Source organism: Erythrobacter litoralis, assembly GCF_029760855.1.
GTDB classification, from domain to species: Bacteria; Pseudomonadota; Alphaproteobacteria; order Sphingomonadales; family Sphingomonadaceae; genus Qipengyuania; species Qipengyuania litoralis_A.
Map to the genome: position 1 here is coordinate 1 of NZ_SOSI01000010.1, position 16,673 is coordinate 16,673.

General features: G+C 58.4%; 14 protein-coding genes, 1 tRNA gene and 1 pseudogene. 5 read left to right on the forward strand and 11 right to left on the reverse strand.

The window, feature by feature from the left end; all coding sequences use genetic code 11:
- Both E3U23_RS14045 and E3U23_RS14050 read left to right on the forward strand, forming a co-directional pair.
- Positions 1–298 (forward strand): annotated as a pseudogene (locus E3U23_RS14045) (ABC transporter C-terminal domain-containing protein); the annotation flags it as partial.
- Positions 295–876: a uracil-DNA glycosylase family protein gene (locus E3U23_RS14050; protein WP_279351931.1), complete on the forward strand. Its 582-nt coding sequence runs from the start codon at positions 295–297 to the stop codon at positions 874–876. The pseudogene E3U23_RS14045 and the gene E3U23_RS14050, both read left to right, overlap by 4 nt.
- On the opposite strand, the gene E3U23_RS14055 is transcribed toward E3U23_RS14050, so the two are convergent.
- On the reverse strand, positions 873–1,454 hold the full coding sequence (locus E3U23_RS14055; protein ID WP_279351932.1) for a glutathione binding-like protein: 582 nt from the start codon (positions 1,452–1,454) through the stop codon (positions 873–875). The genes E3U23_RS14050 and E3U23_RS14055 overlap by 4 nt on opposite strands.
- A 56-nt stretch (positions 1,455–1,510) precedes the next feature.
- On the reverse strand, positions 1,511–1,984 hold the full coding sequence (locus E3U23_RS14060) for a DUF6456 domain-containing protein (RefSeq protein WP_279351933.1): 474 nt from the start codon (positions 1,982–1,984) through the stop codon (positions 1,511–1,513).
- A gap of 92 nt (positions 1,985–2,076) precedes the next feature.
- On the opposite strand from E3U23_RS14060, the gene E3U23_RS14065 reads away from it, so the two are divergent.
- Complete coding sequence (locus E3U23_RS14065; RefSeq protein ID WP_279351934.1) at positions 2,077–2,649, forward strand: helix-turn-helix domain-containing protein; 573 nt, start codon at positions 2,077–2,079, stop codon at positions 2,647–2,649.
- Between the two features lies 1 nt (position 2,650).
- On the opposite strand, the gene secF is transcribed toward E3U23_RS14065, so the two are convergent.
- The 3 genes from secF to yajC are packed head-to-tail and all read right to left on the reverse strand — an operon-like array spanning position 2,651 to position 5,585.
- Positions 2,651–3,628, reverse strand: coding sequence for a protein translocase subunit SecF (gene secF / locus E3U23_RS14070; protein ID WP_279351935.1), 978 nt, complete (start codon positions 3,626–3,628; stop codon positions 2,651–2,653).
- Positions 3,629–3,640: 12 nt separating this feature from the next.
- Complete coding sequence (gene secD, locus E3U23_RS14075; protein WP_279351936.1) at positions 3,641–5,239, reverse strand: protein translocase subunit SecD; 1,599 nt, start codon at positions 5,237–5,239, stop codon at positions 3,641–3,643.
- A 19-nt stretch (positions 5,240–5,258) separates the two neighbouring features.
- Positions 5,259–5,585, reverse strand: a complete 327-nt coding sequence (gene yajC, locus E3U23_RS14080; protein WP_279351937.1) for a preprotein translocase subunit YajC — start codon at positions 5,583–5,585, stop codon at positions 5,259–5,261.
- A gap of 176 nt (positions 5,586–5,761) precedes the next feature.
- Here yajC and E3U23_RS14085 point away from each other — a divergent pair.
- A tRNA-Pro gene (locus E3U23_RS14085) sits at positions 5,762–5,838 on the forward strand.
- A gap of 172 nt (positions 5,839–6,010) precedes the next feature.
- Here E3U23_RS14085 and E3U23_RS14090 read toward each other — a convergent pair.
- Genes E3U23_RS14090 through E3U23_RS14105 form a run of 4 tightly spaced genes read right to left on the reverse strand, consistent with a single transcriptional unit; the run spans position 6,011 to position 10,254 of the window.
- On the reverse strand, positions 6,011–7,045 hold the full coding sequence (locus E3U23_RS14090; RefSeq protein WP_279351938.1) for a glycosyltransferase family 4 protein: 1,035 nt from the start codon (positions 7,043–7,045) through the stop codon (positions 6,011–6,013).
- The gene (locus tag E3U23_RS14095; protein WP_279351939.1) at positions 7,042–8,028 is read right to left on the reverse strand and encodes a glycosyltransferase family 2 protein; all 987 of its coding nucleotides are present in this window, start codon (positions 8,026–8,028) and stop codon (positions 7,042–7,044) included. Before E3U23_RS14095 ends, E3U23_RS14090 begins: the two co-directional genes overlap by 4 nt.
- 22 nt (positions 8,029–8,050) lie before the next feature.
- The gene (locus tag E3U23_RS14100; RefSeq protein WP_279351940.1) at positions 8,051–8,980 is read right to left on the reverse strand and encodes a glycosyltransferase family 2 protein; all 930 of its coding nucleotides are present in this window, start codon (positions 8,978–8,980) and stop codon (positions 8,051–8,053) included.
- 5 nt (positions 8,981–8,985) lie between these two features.
- Positions 8,986–10,254 carry an oligosaccharide flippase family protein gene (locus E3U23_RS14105; protein ID WP_279351941.1) on the reverse strand — a complete coding sequence of 423 codons (1,269 nt, stop codon included), beginning with the start codon at positions 10,252–10,254 and terminating at the stop codon, positions 8,986–8,988.
- 267 nt (positions 10,255–10,521) lie between these two features.
- Here E3U23_RS14105 and E3U23_RS14110 point away from each other — a divergent pair, with 267 nt between their 5' ends.
- On the forward strand, positions 10,522–11,949 hold the full coding sequence (locus E3U23_RS14110) for a WecB/TagA/CpsF family glycosyltransferase (RefSeq protein WP_279351942.1): 1,428 nt from the start codon (positions 10,522–10,524) through the stop codon (positions 11,947–11,949).
- A 2-nt stretch (positions 11,950–11,951) separates the two neighbouring features.
- Here the strand turns inward: E3U23_RS14110 and E3U23_RS14115 are convergent, their stop codons facing one another.
- Both E3U23_RS14115 and E3U23_RS14120 read right to left on the reverse strand, forming a co-directional pair.
- A complete protein-coding gene (locus E3U23_RS14115) occupies positions 11,952–13,595 on the reverse strand; it encodes a response regulator (protein ID WP_279351943.1) in 1,644 nt (547 codons plus the stop codon).
- Between the two features lies 1 nt (position 13,596).
- Positions 13,597–16,569, reverse strand: coding sequence for an ATP-binding protein (locus E3U23_RS14120; protein ID WP_279351944.1), 2,973 nt, complete (start codon positions 16,567–16,569; stop codon positions 13,597–13,599).
- Positions 16,570–16,673: the final 104 nt, after the last annotated feature.

Sequence of the window (16,673 nt, forward strand, 5' to 3'; positions counted from 1 at the left end):
GGGGAAGGATGCGGGTCCTTTTACTTCGAGGCCCCCCCCGCCCCCGCCGGCTCCGCCGCCGCCCAAATCGGACAAACTCTCCTACAAGGATCAGCGGGACTACGAGCTGCTCCCCGCCCGGATCGAGGAACTGGAAGCGGCGATTGCGCGGGGTGAGACCATCCTCTCCGATCCCGAGCTCTACACCAGTGACCCGCAGAAATTTGCGAATATCAGCAAGGGAATTGAAAACGCCCGAAATGAGAAAGACGCGGCGGAGGAACGCTGGCTGATGCTCGCAGAGCAAGTCGAAGGGTGAATGCCGAAGCGCTGAAACGCGAGATCCGCGCGTGCACCTTCTGCGCCGAACACCTGCCCCTCGGCCCCAAGCCCATCGTGCAGTTCTCGGCCTCGAGCCGTGTGATCGTGATCGGCCAAGCACCGGGGCGCATTACGCATCATTCCGGTATCCCGTTCGACGACAAGGCGGGCGATAGGCTGGCGGGATGGCTCGGCCTGACCTTCGAGCAGCTTCACGATCCCGCGCGGATCGCCATCGTGTCGATGGGTCTGTGCTATCCCGGCAAGGGGAAAGGGGGCGACAAACCGCCGCGCCCCGAATGCGCGCCTTTGTGGCACGAAAAGGTTTGGCGCGAATTGCCCGACGACAGGCTTATCCTGCTCGTCGGGACATATGCCCAGAAAGCCTATCTGCCCGAAACCAAAAGCTGGACGATGGCGAAACGAACCGCCGCTTTTCGCGAATTTCTGCCGCGCTACCTGCCTCTGCCACACCCTGCTTGGCGTAGCGTCCTCTTCATGCGCGACCATCCGTGGTTCGAAGCGGACCTGCTGCCCACATTGCGCCGCGCGGTGGCGGAGAGAATTTCGGCCTAGCTCAACCCTTCTTCGTCCATCGCCTGCTTCACAGCCGGACGCTCCAGGTTGCGAGCGCGAAAATCTTGCAGCGATTGCGGCAGATCGATACCGAATTTATCGGCCCACAATGTCGTGACGAACAGGTAATTGTCGGCCACCGTCGGATTGTCGCCGACCAGCCATTCGCGGCCGTCCATGAGCGTTTCGGCCATCGAAAACTTGTCCGCGACCTTCGCTTTCGCCTTTTCCTTCGCCTCGCCCTCGGCACCGCCGAACAGGGGGCCGAAAGCGCCGTGGATTTCCGTCCCTACGAAGCCCAGCCATTCCAGACGCTTGTAGTGATCGGCGTGGTTCTCGAGCTTGGTGGTGGCGTTAGCGATGTAAGTGAGCACCGCGGGGTTTTCCGTCAGCAGGCCCATATCGTCCGTTTGGATAGCCGGCACATAGCCTCGCGGACTGATCGTGCGGAAATCCTCGCCGTTTTCCGTTTCATGTGAGGCCAGATCGACCTTGGTTTTCTCATAGGGCTCGCCGCTTTCAACGAGGGCGATGTGGCTGGCGAGGCTGCAGGCACCGGGCGAGTAGTAAAGCTTCATTCGATATCTCCGTGGTTGCCTTCGAAGCGCGCGCGGGCATCGGTGGTTCCTTGACCTCAACGTATGCGATAGAAATCCGCGACCCGGTCGAGCCCGAGTTTCAGAACCAGCTTTCCGCTGCGCGCCGGCCACCCCAACTCCTTTTCGGCATCGCTCATCGCCCCGCCCTCGCACACGACACGCCATAGGACATCCTTCAGCCCGTTGCCGGCCTCCGCCATCGCGCCGTCGAACCGATCCTTAGCCGCTACCTGCCTCTCGGACGGCGTAAGGTCGCCACCCCCGCCTCCGTCGACGCGCACTGGGTTCCAGCTCATCGTAATACTGGGCGCGAGCTGCGCGCGTTCGTAATCGAGCCGCAATCGCTCGCCCGCATCGAGCTGCCGATCATCGATATGGCCGCGCGAATGCAGCCAGGTTAGCGGCGATTCGCCGACATTCACCGTTACGCTGCGCGCGCGGCGATCCATACCGCCGACGCGCTTCGGGCCAACCTTCGTAAGTTCTCGCTCTACCAATTGCCGTTTCATCGCTGTCGTCCTTTTCCGTTACGCCTAACCCTTGAAAAGAAATGGTTCCTGTAGGAAAGACCGAAAACCGATTTGGTTATAGGTATGGGACGATGATCAACCGTATTCGCGATATTCGACAGCAGAAATCCATGACTCTCGCCGATGTCGCGGCGGCGTGCGATCCGCCGACAACGGCGCAAACGATCGGGCGTCTCGAAACCGGAATGCGGAATCTGTCCTTGAAATGGATGGAGCGGATCGGCGCAGCGCTTGGAGTCGAGCCGGAATTGCTCGTTCGATCGGAAGAGGCCGCGGCACCGCAAATCGTCGCCAGACTGACCGTGGCAGGACCGGAAGCGCTGAGCGACCCGCGTGATGCCATCCTGGCAACCGATTTCGGCGGCGATGGCGCGCTGGTCGTGCTGACGATCGACTACCCGCATGGTGAATACCGGCAGGGCGACCAGCTTTGGCTGCGGCAGATCGATCCGCAACACGCTGCACGGGCGGTCAATCGGGATGTGCTTGTTCCGCGAAGCGCCGGGCGTTTCGCGTTCGGCCGGTTGATCGATCGTCAGGGCAACCGCGTTGGACTCCTGCCGCCCAGTCACGGCGAGAAGCAGGTCGTCGTCGATAACCCAGCCTGGATCGCGGTCGCCGAAATGCTCGTCCGGCGACTATGACCTAGACTTCGCCTCGGGCGATGCGTTCCTGCCTGTCGGCGACCGATTCCTGCGGCACGAAACTGTTGGAATTGACGCCCAGCCACACCAGCAGCGGCGCCGCCATGTAGATCGAGCTGTAGGTACCGACGAAAATGCCCAGCGTGATCGCCGCAGTAAGACCGAACAGGCTCGCAGGTCCGAACAGAAGAAGCGGAACCAGCGCGATGAGCAAGGTCAACGAGGTCATCACCGTGCGCGCGAGCGTCTCGTTGACCGAGAGATCGAGCAGTTCGGGCAGTGCCATCTTGCGATATTTCTTCAGATTTTCGCGAATGCGATCGTAAACGACGATGGTATCGTTCAAAGAATAGCCGATGATCGCGAGGATCGCGGCGATGATCTGCAAGCTGAATTCCATCTGGAAGAGCGCAAACATGCCGAGCGTCAGCGATACGTCGTGGAACAGCGCGAAAAGGCCGCCGACGCCGAACTGCCATTCGAAGCGAATCCAGATGTAGATCGCGACGGCCAGCATGGCGGCGACGAGGGCGAAGATCGCATCCTGCCTGAATTCGCCCGAGACCTTGCCGGAGACGTTGTCGTTTCCGTCGAGGCGGAAATCGGGATAGTTGGTACGCAATTCGGCGACGATCGCGTTCGCCGCCTGCTGGGCGGCATCCTTGTCGGCCGAAACCTCGTCGGGCAAGCGGACGCGGATCGAGACCTGGTTGTCCTCGCCGAAGCGCTGCACCACCGGGTCGCCATAGCCGAGCTGTGCGACATCGTTGCGCAATTCGGTGACCGGCGCCTGCGCACTTTCGGTAAAGGTCGCTCGGATTTCGAGACCGCCGGCAAAATCGACGCCGTAGTTGAGACCTTGTGTGAATACGAGCGCCCAACTCGCCGCAATCAGCAAAATGCTGACTAGGAAGAACGGCACGCGCCATTTCAGGAACTTGATGTTCGTGTCGTCGGGGACGAGCTTGAGAAGTTTCATCGTCCGGTGCCCTTAGAGATTGAGATCGCTCGGCCGCGCGCGGCGCAACCAGCCGGCGACCCACATCCGCGTGAGCGGAAGCGCAGTGAAAACGCTGGTAAAAAGTCCGATGACCAGGACGACCGCGAAGCCCTTGATCGGGCCCGAACCGAACTGGAACAGCAGCACTCCGGCGATGAAATTGGTGATGTTCGCATCGTAGATCGCGCGGCTCGCTTCCTTGTAGCCGGTTTCCACTGCGGAGATGACCTTGCGCCCGCGTTTTCGTTCTTCGCGAATGCGTTCGTTCACCAGCACGTTGGCATCCACCGCCGCACCGATGGTCAACACGAAACCGGCGATGCCGGGCAAGGTCAGCGTGGCATTGAGCGCCGCCATGATACCGAGCAGCATAAGCACGTTGATGACCAAAGCGACCGTCGCGTAGACGCCGAACCGGCCGTAGGTCACGATCATGAGACCGATAACGAGCAATGTGCCGACCCCCATCGCGATCAGTCCCTGCCGGATCGAATCCGCACCGAGGTCCGGCCCGACCGTGCGCTCTTCCACCACCGCAAGATCGACCGGCAACGCGCCAGAGCGCAGGGAAATCGCCAGCTGATTGGCACCCTCGACGGTGAATCCACCGGAAATCTGCGCACTGCCGCCGCGGATCGGTTCGTTGATGTTCGGAGCGGAAAGCACTTCGCCATCGAGGATGATGGCGAAGGGCTTGTTGACGTTCTCGCTCGTCAGTTTGGCGAAGCGCCTGCCACCGTCGGCATCGAACTGGATATTGACCACCGGCTCGTTGGTCTGCGCGTCGAAGTTCTGCTGCGCCCCCGTCAGGTTGTCGCCGCGGATCCCGCCGAGCCGCTGCACGGCGATCGACTGGCCGGGAAAGTCCGAACTGGCGGCATAAGGGACAATTTCGCTACCCGGAGGCGCGATGCCCTGCTGCACATCGGCGGGAAGCGCATTCAGATCGACGAGCTTGAATTCCAGCCGCGCCGTCTTCCCGACAAGCTCTTTCACCTGTCGCGGGTTCTGGAGGCCGGGCACCTGGACGACGATGCGATTGTCGCCCTGCCGGATGATCGTGGGCTCGCGCGTTCCCAGCGCGTTGATACGGCGGTCGATGACTTCCTTTGCGCTGTCCATCGCCTGATCGACGGCTTCGGTCAGGCCTTGTTCGGTCGGGGTCAGGACAAAGCGTTGGCCATCGACCACCTGCAAATCCCATTCGCGCACCGTGCCGGTGCCGTTGATTAGCGGCAGGAGAAGTTCGCGCGCGCGGTCCACTTCGCTCGCGTCATCAACCATGAAGCTGAGCCGGCCCCCGCGTGTCGACACGTCGCCGATGCGCAGGCGGGGCTCGGCCCCGCGCATGGTGCTGCGCACGCTTTCTTCGAGATTGTCGATCCGCTGCGTCGCCACCTGGGCGGGATCGGCTTCGAGCAGGATGTGACTACCGCCCGCAAGGTCGAGACCGAGATTGATGGTCGGATCGGGCAGACTGTCGGGCCAGCTTGTACCGGTCAGCGAGAGAAGCGACGGCAGAGCGGCCAGCATGCCGAGAACGGCCACCAGCCACAGCATTGCCTTTTTCCAGGTCGGAAAATCGAGCATGAGGTAATGCGTCCCCGGGTCAGTCGTTCGCGGGCTTCGCCGCGTCAGGCGACAGTACGTCCCCGATCGTGCTGCGCACTGCCTTCACCCGCATACCCTTCGCGAGTTCGAGTTCGACGAACTGCTCGTCCACCTTGACGATCTTGCCCACCAGTCCGCCGCCGGTGACGACCTCGTCGCCACGCTTCAATCCGGCAACCTTCTGGGAATGCGCCTTCTGCTGGCGCATTTGCGGGCGAATGATGAGGAAATAGAGGATTAGCAGCATGCCGACCGGCAGCACCCATGCCGTCCATGCCGGCGGCTGCGAAGCGGCGGAGCCGGCGGCAGCGAGAATATCGATCATTCGAACCCGTCCTGAGAAATAAGCGTCCGCGAAATAGGAAAGGGCTAGCGTCCTTCAACCGCTGCCGACCGCCCCACATCGCGTAATGCCGCGCCGGGTAGCAGCATTGCCGATGGAGAGCAACGCGCCTTGCGCTCGCCGAACAACGCCCTTATAGGCCGCGCTTCCACTGGTATCGGGACGTGGCGCAGTCTGGTAGCGCACTATACTGGGGGTGTAGGGGTCGCTGGTTCGAATCCAGTCGTCCCGACCAGTGGAATTCCTCTCGTTATTGTCGTGAAATTGCGCGTCGCCTGTGATGGTGACTTGGGACGCTTCCTCTGCGCGATATCTTTCCGACCGATCCGAAAAAAGTCGCCGCTCGCACCGGGGGTGAGGGATGTGGGGGTAGTTTTCGATGCGAGCGGCGAGGACGAAGGGGCGAGCTAGGCTCGAGCCCCTCCGAAGGTCGGCGTATAGGTCGCCGGCTTCTCGGAAAGACTTATGCTGCGGATCAAGTCGATCCAAGCTGACACGATATTCTCATGCTGCGACAGGACGCCGCGCCGCGCCGACTGGCCCATCTCGTCGAGATCGCATGCCGACAAGGTGCGGATAGCTTCGGCAATGCTCGCAGGGCTCGTCATTGGACAGACAAGGCTTCCACCCTGCGCCGCTTGTTCGGGCAGGCCGTCGACATGGGCGAGTAAAGTGGCCCTGCCCGCCAATCGTGCCTCGGTAGGCACCAAGCCGAATGCTTCGAACTTGGAGGGCACAACGACGGCGTCGCACTCGGCGAGAAACGGCGCGGGGTTGTCCGTAGCCGGTTTTATGCTGATACGCCGGTGCGAAGCCGCAGCGAGGCGCAGTTCCGCTTCCTGCGGTCCGGCCCCGAATACGACAAGTTCCGCAACGCCTTGCGGCAGCGAAGCGACCGCCTGTACGAGTGAGAGAAAACCTTTTTCTTCGGAAAAACGCCCGTATGTGAGGAGTTTCAGAGGCCCCGAATGGTGTTTGCGAGCGGGAACGTTCAGGAGATCGAAACGACCGCTCCACGGATGGATGACCGACAACTTTTGGTCGGACACGCCAACTTCCGCCAGCCAGACAGACTGCGCTTTGGATACAGCGATGACTTCGTCGACGAGCCTGCTGGCCAGCCGTATCAGACGGCGGAACCGGCCCGGCGCGGAGACCCTGTGTTTCTCGAACCCTCGTGTATAGCTGTGCTCGACCTGTACGATCCGTGTTCTCGGGTTCAACGCTCGCAAGGCAACCAGATATGGCAGCCTTTTCCAACGCGGGGGAACGTGGATCACAATCAGATCCGCATTCAGGTGCCTCGCGTCCGTAACCGCGCTTCCGATCAGCTTCACTTCGGAATTCGCATGAGCGCGAATACGCGGATCGTCGAACAATGAGAGTGCGCGTGTCACTCCGCCCATTCCGAAGTCGTCGAGGAGATGAACGATACTGATCATGCTGCTGCCTTCAGATACGGTTTCATGAGTTTGCGGAAACGGTCTTGTCCTACCAATCGCACGGCTTGGACCGCAGCCCATGTCACCGCCGTGCGTTTCGGCTCTTCCATGAAGATTTTGGGATCGGCATCCATCGCGCGTTTGAAGAACGCGTGAGCCAGTTCGCTATCGCCCAGTTGCACAGCGCGACGGGCAAGATAGCGCAACTGGTAGGCGCGCGCGGTCTCGCCATGTTCTGCTATCAATTCAGGCGCCTGCTCCTTTGCGATCGCAAGCATCTGTGTCCACGTGTTGTATTGCTTGACTACACTGGCGGACAGCGCGTTGCGGATAATCCGGTATTCGGTGAGAAGACCCTCGATCCCTTCGAACTTCACGCCGTGAACAGCACTCAGACGCACCCAAAGTTCGATATCCTCGGATTGGCGGAAATCCTCGTTGAACCAGCAGAGGCGATCGGGATCCTGGGGATGCGGAGAAACCGCCGCATTCAGCGCCTCGCGGCGGAGAACCGGAGCGCTGCCATTGCCCACGGGATTGCGACACAAAACGTCGCGCGGCGTTATACCGGTTAGCTTGGGCCGCATGGCAACGCGCATCGGAACGCCGTTGGCATCTATCAATTGCGAGCCCGAATAGCTGACACCGACATCCGGACTCGCACGCATGTGTACGTAATGCAGGAGTAATTTGTCCTGATGCCAGCGATCGTCGGAATCCAGCAGTGCGACGAGCGGAGCGGACGAATTGGCGATCCCCGTATTGCGTGCACCTGCCAAGCCGCGATTTTCCTGTCGTACGATCTTGATCCGATCGTCGGAGAATGCAGCTGCGATCGCCATCGAATTGTCATTGCCACCATCGTCGACGATGATCAGTTCGAAGTTCTCGAAGGTCTGATCCAGCACCGACTGTATGGCTTCTTCGATATATGCCTCGACATTGTATACGGGCATGACGACGGATATCTGTGGAGCGGACACATTAGGTCTCCTGATAGAGCGATTACGCGAAAAGAGCGGCTCGAGCGGGTTTCGGAACGGCCGACGCCACCACCGCGGCGCCTGCGGTAAGCAATCCCCGTGAACCGCCGGAAAGGAACGCGCGGTGATCGCTCGACAAACCTTGGCGCACGAAATTGCGAGCCACAGTCGGCGCACCGCCCGAGCGGAGGGAGCGGCGGGCGAGATAACGGCAATAAAGGGCCTCGCCTTTGCGCAGGTCGATCGACTCTTCCCATCGACCGGCCAGTTCGCGCCATGCCGCGTACATGCTCTTGAAATCGCAGCTTAGCCCGTCCTCGCTCAGGCGATAGCCCACGAACGTCTGCGGAATGCCCCGAACCAGATGGCCCGCACCCACGAAGCGAGCGAGCAAATCCTGATCTTCGACATGACGCATGCTTTCGTCGAAGCCGCCCAGCTCCAAAAAGGTATCGCGCCGCATCACAAGATTGGACATCGTGCAGACGGCATTCTCGATGAGGACGTCCTCAAGCGTACAGAACCGGTCTGGAACGGCGGACTTGGTTCGTCCGGCCTTCAGTTTGCCATCGACTTCCGTACAGAAAGCGACACGTGCGAAGCTTGCTTTCAATTCAGGGTTAGCGGCGTGGAGATCACGGTGGGCCTGGAGTTTCTCGGCGTGCCAGATATCGTCTGCATCCAGAAACGCGAGATAGGTGCCCCGCGCTTTCATCACTCCATTGTTTCGCGCTGCAGAGACCCCGGCATTCGGTTGCGCGGCGACCTTGATGCGAAAGTCGTCCGACGCTTTTGCAAGACAGGTCGCCAGCGTCCGATCGGTCGAACCATCGTCGATGATGATGAGCTCGAAATTCTCTTCAGTCTGCGAGAGGACGCTATCGATGGCCGCGCCGATCGTGGCATCTGCATTGTACGCTGCAATTACGACCGAAAACATCAGTTCTTTCATGAGACTTATCCCCTCGCTATGGTTTTTGCAGAAAAGCTGAATTTTTCGGATGTCAGGCTCGCGGCCGCGATCGGCACGAAGACGATGGCCAATCCGGAAGCGAAGCCGATGCATACGCCGATCAGTCCCGATTGCGCTCCGACCGTCAGGCCGATCATCGCGGCAGCAGTAGCGCAGCCTGTCATTATGGTTTCGTGCTGCGGCAGGCCGACAGTCCGAAGCTTCGCTCCTACGAGCGAGCCGGCATAAAGCGGCAAGGCAGCGCAGGACAGCAAGGCTACATAAGGAGCGGCTACGGTCCAGTTGTCGCCGAACACGATCGGAACATAGATCGGAGCGAGCAAGGCTTGCGCCAGACAGACCGGGCCGATGAACGCCAGACCGATCGCAAAAGCCTTTCGGTATTCTTTCAGACTGTCTTTCGCGGCTGCCTTAGCGAAGTGGGGAAAGACAATCAGGTTGCACGCGGCGACAAAACTTTGAGTCAAACCAAGCCCGGCGTTGAACGCGAAATAGTAAATGCCCAGCATTTCCTGTCCGAGCAGCGCGCCGACCACCAACTTGTCGCCATGCAGGCGCACGGCTGTCAGTATTTCGGTTCCGAGAATAGCGATCCCGTACGTCCGAAACTCGGAAGCTGGAGCCAAGACAATTCCCGAAGGAGCCCACGCGCTGGTACGGCGCGCCAAAATCGTCCAAACCGGCGCGGTCAACAATTTGGGCAGCACGATAGCCCAAGCTGTCGGCCAAACGACGACGAGCATAACCGTCAGCAAGCTATCGGCGATATTCTGCGCAGAGGTGATGCGCGCGACGGCGCCCATACGATTGGCCCGGATGGTCAAAAAGATTTGAACAAGCCCAGGCGGCATGATCACATATACCAGCGATAAGATGGCGAGCATCGCCGCCGGTTCGTGTAGCGAGAAGAAAGCTGCGAGTATCGCTGCCACCGAAAGCTGGACTGCTGCAGTCGTCAGGCAAACGGCCCAGAACAGCCTGTAAGCAGTCTCGCAGAGAGCCGGCAGGTCCTCGTCGGAGGCGATCACCAGCCGCTGACCTATTCCGACGTTGGTCAGTACGCGAACGAGCTCGAACAGGCTCAATGCCAAGGCCGCCGCGCCAAAAATTTCCGGTGTTACCAGTCGTGCGATTATCAGCAGCGACATCAAACGCACGATGCGCGTGGCGGCTTCGGCGGAACCGAATGCGATGAAGGCTCGGACCAGCGGCGAGCTGGCAACCCCTCCAATATGTGCGCGAAAGCTCTGCATCGTGGTCCTCGGAAACTGTCGACATCGGCTATTCAAGGATCGTGCCAAGGCCGGAAATCTGGGCGCTCCCCTTTATAGATACCGAGAACTTTCGGTCTTTTTGCGATTTGCATCCGCAATTGTCGCAGGTTGCGACAAAACACATTTGCAAATTGCGAAATCTCGCCATTCAAATCTGATCGGACAGATTTTCTTACGTTAAATCAGCTTCTTGCAAATTTGGCACGCGCATTGCGAAGGATCGGGCAGAACTGAAGGAGCCCGGTCATGAAATACATTCCAGCGTCTGCTATCCGTGCAAAAGATCTGACGCAGATCCTGAGCCGCAGCGTGCATTATCGCGCTGCCAAGACCTGTAGTGTTTTCGGTCTGTCGCTTTCTTACGACAAACCGCAAATAATGGTCGACCGTATCTTTAACATGGTAGAGTCCGGTTCGCGTTCGGTCATTAATTTCGTCAATGCACACTGCATCAATACAATGAACGACGATGCAGACTATCGCCGTGTTCTTGAAAAGAGCGACATGTTGCTGCCCGATGGTATCGGCATCGATATCGCCGCGCGCGCATTCAAGCAGGAGAAGCCCGATAATTTGAACGGCACCGATCTTTTCCCGCTGCTGTGCGATCGCGCTGCCGTGGAAGGCGCCGGTATCTTCCTATTGGGGGGCAGCCCCGGAGCCGCCGAAGGCACGGCCGCCTGGGCTCGCGAGAACTGGCCCTCTTTGCGCGTCCGCGGCACGCAGCACGGCTTTTTCGATCCTGCTGACGAGGAGGCGATCATCGAACGGATCAACAACTCGGGCGCCGCCATGCTGTTCGTCGGAATGGGAGTGCCGCTTCAGGAAAAGTGGATCGCGCGCAACCGCCACCGTCTAACCGTACCGGTTGCGCTCGGTGTAGGTGGCCTGTTCGACTACTATTCCGGCCGTATTCCCCGTGCCCCGGCAGCGGTGCGCGCCATGCGCTCCGAATGGATCTGGCGCCTCGCCATGGAGCCGCGCCGGATGGCGGATCGTTATATCGCGGGCAACGCACGCTTCCTGGGCCGCGTGGCGAAGGAAGCCGTGCAAGTCCGAGGCTTTGCAAAGACCTGCGATGACGCTGCAAAACGCGCTTTAGACATTGTCGCCGCAACGCTTGCGATCATCGGCCTATTGCCGATCTTCCTCGCCACTGCTTTGGCTATCCGGTTGGAGGACAAGGGGCCGGTATTCTTCAAGCAAATGCGTATCGGAGTGAATGGCCGCCCCTTCGGAATGCTGAAGTTCCGTTCCATGTTCACAGATGCCGAAAAGCGCCGGGCGGAATTATTGGCACAATCGGATCGCAAGGGAACATGCTTCAAGATGCAAGACGATCCCCGGATTACGAAGACAGGAAAGCTCATCCGTCGCTATTCGATCGACGAATTGCCCCAGTTGATCAATGTCCTTCGCGGGGACATGTCCCTCGTCGGACCGCGGCCCGCCCTAGCCACGGAAGTACGGGAATATGCGGGTCGTCAAATGGAGCGGCTGCGCGGCAAACCCGGCATCACATGCAGCTGGCAGGTCAAGGGTCGGGCAAGTATCCCCTTCCATCGTCAGGCCATCATGGATCGCGCTTATCTTCGCAAGCGCAACTTCATCACCGATCTGCGACTTCTTGCAGCAACAATCCCGGCCGTCGTCACAGCCCGCGGCGCCTATTGAACCTAAGTAATAAGCTCGTCGTAGAGGTCGTCGAAAGCCAGCAGGCTTGCGGCGACTTCGGCGCGAAAGGCTTCGGGAGATGTGCGAGGCTGAGGCGTCTCCCGGTACTTCGTCAATTCCTCGACTATACCGATTGCCCCGACATTCATCGCTACCCCGGTAAGCGAATGTGCTGCGCTGGATAGCTGGCCGTCGTCCTTCGCGTCGATCGCTTCCAGAACTTCGGATGCATACCGGGTGATGTCGATTTTTGCAGCGTCGCGCATTCGGGTCCGAAAAGCCGGCGGCAAATCGTAAAAGGTTCGGCGAAACAGTTCGTGGTCGAAACGAGGCTCGAGGCGTCGCGCATTTCGCCCTGCGAGCAAGGAAGTGCGAATGGCTGTGGCTAATGCATCGCGGCGGATCGGCTTTGCGAGGCAGGCGGTCATCCCGGCAGAAAGTAGTCGCTCGCGTTCATCCTGAAGGCTGTGTGCCGTTATGCCGATGATTGGCGTTCGTGCAGCGCCGCCCTCAAGATTTCGGATGGTTTGTGTCGCTTCCTCGCCATCCATGATCGGCATCATCACATCCATGAGTACGGCGTCGAATTCACCCGTGCGAACCGCCTCGACCGCGGCCGCACCGTTATCGACAGATACGACTATGCAATTCATCTCCTCGAGCATCCGTTCGATGACATAGCGATTGCTTGCGGTATCTTCAGCGAGGAGAATTTTTGCGGGCGCCTCTTCCTCCTCGGAAGAAACGTTCGAGGAAGCTCCTTCCTCATCAACTGATGTTGGAAAATCTTCCCCAATATCCTCAACCGTATCGGATTCTTCTATCAGGGACGTCGCGATTTCCTCGAGATCGGCGAGAGACGCCAAGGCCACGGCCATATCCGGATCTTCTGCCGGAACCTTCGTCGTCAGCAATTCCAAACCACCGACAAGCCCTCCCAGCGGTGTCCTGATTTCGTGCGCCATACGTGTAAGAAAACGGGTTTTTCGCCCCAGAGCATTGGCGACTTCGCGGTTCGCCTGAATGATCTCCTGCTGAAGTTTTCCGAGTTGCGTTACCCGCCGTTCCGCGCGCAGCTGTAAAGCTCGGACCTGGCGTCGGTTCTGCCGCTCTTCCGTGATATCGCGCACGGAGCCGAGAACATAACTCGGGCGATCCCCATTGCCCCTCTCTCGCTTGATGGACCAGCTCAACCAGCGAGTTTCGCCTGTATTGAAACGTTTTATGCGGTGCTCATACGTATAGGCCGTGCCAACTTCAGCATCCTTGAAGAAGGCATTTCCCTCTCGCAGGATACGCTCTTTGTCCAAAGGATGAAGGGATTGGATGAGGTGAAGAAGCTCGGCCTGCGACCCAGACGGCAAACCGAGCATTGCCGCCGCTCCGCTCGAAATCGTGAAGCCACGATCCCGTTCTCCGTAAATGGTCACCATGGACACGGTATCGAGGGCGCTGAGTAGCAAAGAGCTTTCTATGGCAAGACGACGGGCAAGCTCGCTTTCGCGGACTTGCAACTCTTCGTTAGCCTCGAACAGCTCCCTCATCCGTTTCTCAAGAGCGGCCTCGGCATCCCGCAACGCGCGTTCGCTCCGCGCAACGCGCTTCTCAAGAATTTCGGCCCGCTGCTCCGCAGGAAGGTTAGACAAACTATCCACCGCAAGCCTCTCTCAAAAGCCCCGGGAGCTCTGCGATGAGATCGTTGTCGTTCTCGAAACGATAGCTTGACGAAGAGAATTTAACTTCGACAGTGTTTTCGCATTCGTTCACGATTTCGCAGACTGCTTCTTCGCCATCGACGGAATTCGGTGCGAGCTCGAAGGTCTCGAACCCAAGTTCGCATGCAACCGCTTCGACCTTAATCGCGAGGGTCATGCTTTTTATCTTGAGGGCGATCTTGCCCTTGCATTCAATCTTGTCCGAATGGCTGATCACATCGTCCAACGGCAAGGTGAGGATCATGCGGGTACCCGTCGATCCATCGCTCAGCGCTTCTAGTTCTCCATCCATGTCGCGCGCGAGTTCGCGGGAAATGGACAGGCCCAGACCACTCCCGGAATGGCGCCCCAAGGTGTCCGCGTTGCTTCCTGCGAAGGGATGAAAAATGCGAGCGAGCCGATCCTTCTTGATGCCAGTTCCGGTATCCGAAACAACGAACTCCCACAGGTTTTCCGTTCCCTCCAGATGTCGGCAACTAATGCACACCTTACCCTTGGCCGTGAATTTGATAGCATTGGAAGCGAGGTTTGCGAGGATCTGTTGTATACGCGCCGGGTAGCCTGAAACCGATCCTGCATCCGAAGCCATTTCTATCAACAACCCCTTCCGACGTGCCAAGGGTCGAAAGAGCTCCGCCACGCGCTCTACGAGACTACGCGGTTCGAATTCCTCTTTGCTTTCCGAAACGGTTTCGCGCTCAGACCGCATTCGCTGGAGCGTGGAGTCCAGGGTGGTCAGCAAAGCTTCCGCCGAATCTTCAATTAGCGCCAAAGCTCTTTCTTTATCCCTCTGGGAATGATCGCGCCGCATCTGTTCGATAAGGCCAAGAATGCCTGAGACAGGTGTACGTATCTCGTGTGAAACTACGGCAAGCAAATTGCTTCGGGCTGTTGCCTCGGCCTGCGCTTCCTCCGTCGCCTGGCGAAGTGCGCGCTCGCTGGCTTTTTCGGCGGAGACGTCCCGCACTATTCCCAGGACTTTCAGACCGTCTTTGAACGGCGAGGCTTCTTCGATGGTCCCACTCACCGCCACGTCGATAAATCCGTCGACTGAGCAAAGGGTGGTTTCGATCGTGAAATCGTCTCGCGCGATGATTGCTTCGCGAAACGCTTTCCTCGTAGCCCTACTTACGGGTTTCGCGATGAATTGCGCAGCTTCACGAACCGTCAGACTGTTTTGAGAAACCCCTAGATGGCCTGCAATCCAATCCGAAACGATTAGATGGTCGTTTTTTAAATCCAGCGCGAAGTGTCCGATACCAGCACTGGTTTGGCCTAATTCCAGATACTTAAGGTTCTTTTCTATCTCAATTTGCGCTTTCAACTGGTGGGTTACATCGTGCGCAATGAAGGCGGTGCCGAAAACGTTTCCATCATTATCTTCCAGCGGAAGGATAGCTTCTTCGAGCCAAAGAGGCTTGCCTGCCCAAACTGTTCGATCTGAGATCTGTGGCGGCTTACTTTCGAGGGTTCTGCTTGCTCCTAAAAATTTGGCTTCCATCATCGAAGCCAGAATTTTTAGCCCCCGTTCGCCGATTAATTTTTTAGCACCCTGATTACTACGAACGATCGTTCCGTTGTCGTCAAACAGGACCATCACGAAATCGTTCGCTGCATCGATGATCGTATCGAATGACCTTCGTTCCTTGAACTTTTCTTCCTCCAACCGCCTTTCCATAGCGTCGAATGCTTGCTCGAGCTGCTGGATCTCGTTTCCATGAACATCGTCGCGTACGACGAAGCCCCTTGACGAAATGCTGGTGGCTCTATTGGCCAATCTGGATATTTTCGAAGCGACGGTCCTGTCGAATATCACAGCAAGAAGCATCGCAAGAATTGCGATCCCTAGACTTGCCGCTAGAATAACCTCGCGGGCAGTTTTCCATGCCCGTCCCGCCAGCGCCGATCGCGGCAGTGCAGTCAGCACAACCCAATCGGGAGTTTCGAGGTCGCGAGCGACGATAAACGAGTCTATCGATGAGGAAAATCCGTCGAGATCCCCGCCTCGTTCAAGCAAAAGGGGAATGTTTTTCAGCAGAGCGTCCCCTGAAGATGAGAGGTCGCTGTTTGCTTCGATGCTTCCCTGTCTTTCGACCAAGCGGCTGTCATGGATCAGTTTTCCATCACGGCTGACGATGACGGTTCGCGCATCGGGCGGCGGCGCCCTCAGGTTATCGACCAACTTCGTCAACGGTATGCTGGTGCCCCACGCCCCGCGTCTAGCTCCGTCAAATTCGAAGGGCGTCATACATCCGGTAGTCCAATTCGAACCGCTTTGGTCGTAGATTGGCTTCTGCAGGCTCGTACAACGCATTTCTCCGCCAGGGTTGAAAGACGACGAAACGATTTCACCCAATTCGGAGTTCTGGAATTCGAAATCCGCAGGGGCGGTTCTGTAGAAACTGAGTTTGTCCCCCCTTCGGGGAGCGAACATGAGCAGATCGTTCTGGGGAGTGTAGAAATAAAGACTTTCGATTACCGAGGGCAAACCCGATCGGAAATCGATCAATGTGGCAAAGGCGTTAGCCGATAACTTGTCGCGTCCATCCTTCGTGGCTCCGGGCGCAACAAACCCCCCCATCCCGCTTACGATCGATCCGTCGGCCATCCTTCGGCCGTCCCACAGATCGTCATAGGTATGATAAGCTCCATCATCGGCTTCGGCGAAAAACCGACCGAATGATGGCGGAGAACCGGCTGAAAGCCGGCGGCCAAGATCTGCTGACGCTTTCCGATGCGTTTCGGCAATCATACGGATTTCCCGCGCCAACGCCTCGTAGTTTGCATCGTTACTATTGCGCAGTTCGACAACTGCGAGGTTGCGATACGATGATACCGTGGAAGTGTATGCCAGCCAGGTCAAACCACCGATTACGAGCGTGATCAGCGGTAATGCGATCAGCAATCCTCGCAAGGAGAGCGTCAAATGGGGTACTTGAATGCGTCGCCAGCGTGTCATTTTCTTGCAGCTTCTATTCGAAGCGATGAACCCTTAAACGAGGAATGCGA

What these genes read in the sequence shown, in the direction of transcription:
- E3U23_RS14060 (WP_279351933.1), bottom strand. Translation starts at nt 1,984, where the DNA reads ATGAAACGGCAATTGGTAGAGCGAGAACTTACGAAGGTTGGCCCGAAG.
- secF (WP_279351935.1), bottom strand. Translation starts at nt 3,628, where the DNA reads ATGAAACTTCTCAAGCTCGTCCCCGACGACACGAACATCAAGTTCCTG.
- E3U23_RS14100 (WP_279351940.1), bottom strand. Translation starts at nt 8,980, where the DNA reads ATGAAAGAACTGATGTTTTCGGTCGTAATTGCAGCGTACAATGCAGAT.
- secD (WP_279351936.1), bottom strand. Translation starts at nt 5,239, where the DNA reads ATGCTCGATTTTCCGACCTGGAAAAAGGCAATGCTGTGGCTGGTGGCC.
- E3U23_RS14090 (WP_279351938.1), bottom strand. Translation starts at nt 7,045, where the DNA reads ATGATCAGTATCGTTCATCTCCTCGACGACTTCGGAATGGGCGGAGTG.
- E3U23_RS14105 (WP_279351941.1), bottom strand. Translation starts at nt 10,254, where the DNA reads ATGCAGAGCTTTCGCGCACATATTGGAGGGGTTGCCAGCTCGCCGCTG.
- yajC (WP_279351937.1), bottom strand. Translation starts at nt 5,585, where the DNA reads ATGATCGATATTCTCGCTGCCGCCGGCTCCGCCGCTTCGCAGCCGCCG.
- E3U23_RS14055 (WP_279351932.1), bottom strand. Translation starts at nt 1,454, where the DNA reads ATGAAGCTTTACTACTCGCCCGGTGCCTGCAGCCTCGCCAGCCACATC.
- E3U23_RS14065 (WP_279351934.1), top strand. Translation starts at nt 2,077, where the DNA reads ATGATCAACCGTATTCGCGATATTCGACAGCAGAAATCCATGACTCTC.
- E3U23_RS14110 (WP_279351942.1), top strand. Translation starts at nt 10,522, where the DNA reads ATGAAATACATTCCAGCGTCTGCTATCCGTGCAAAAGATCTGACGCAG.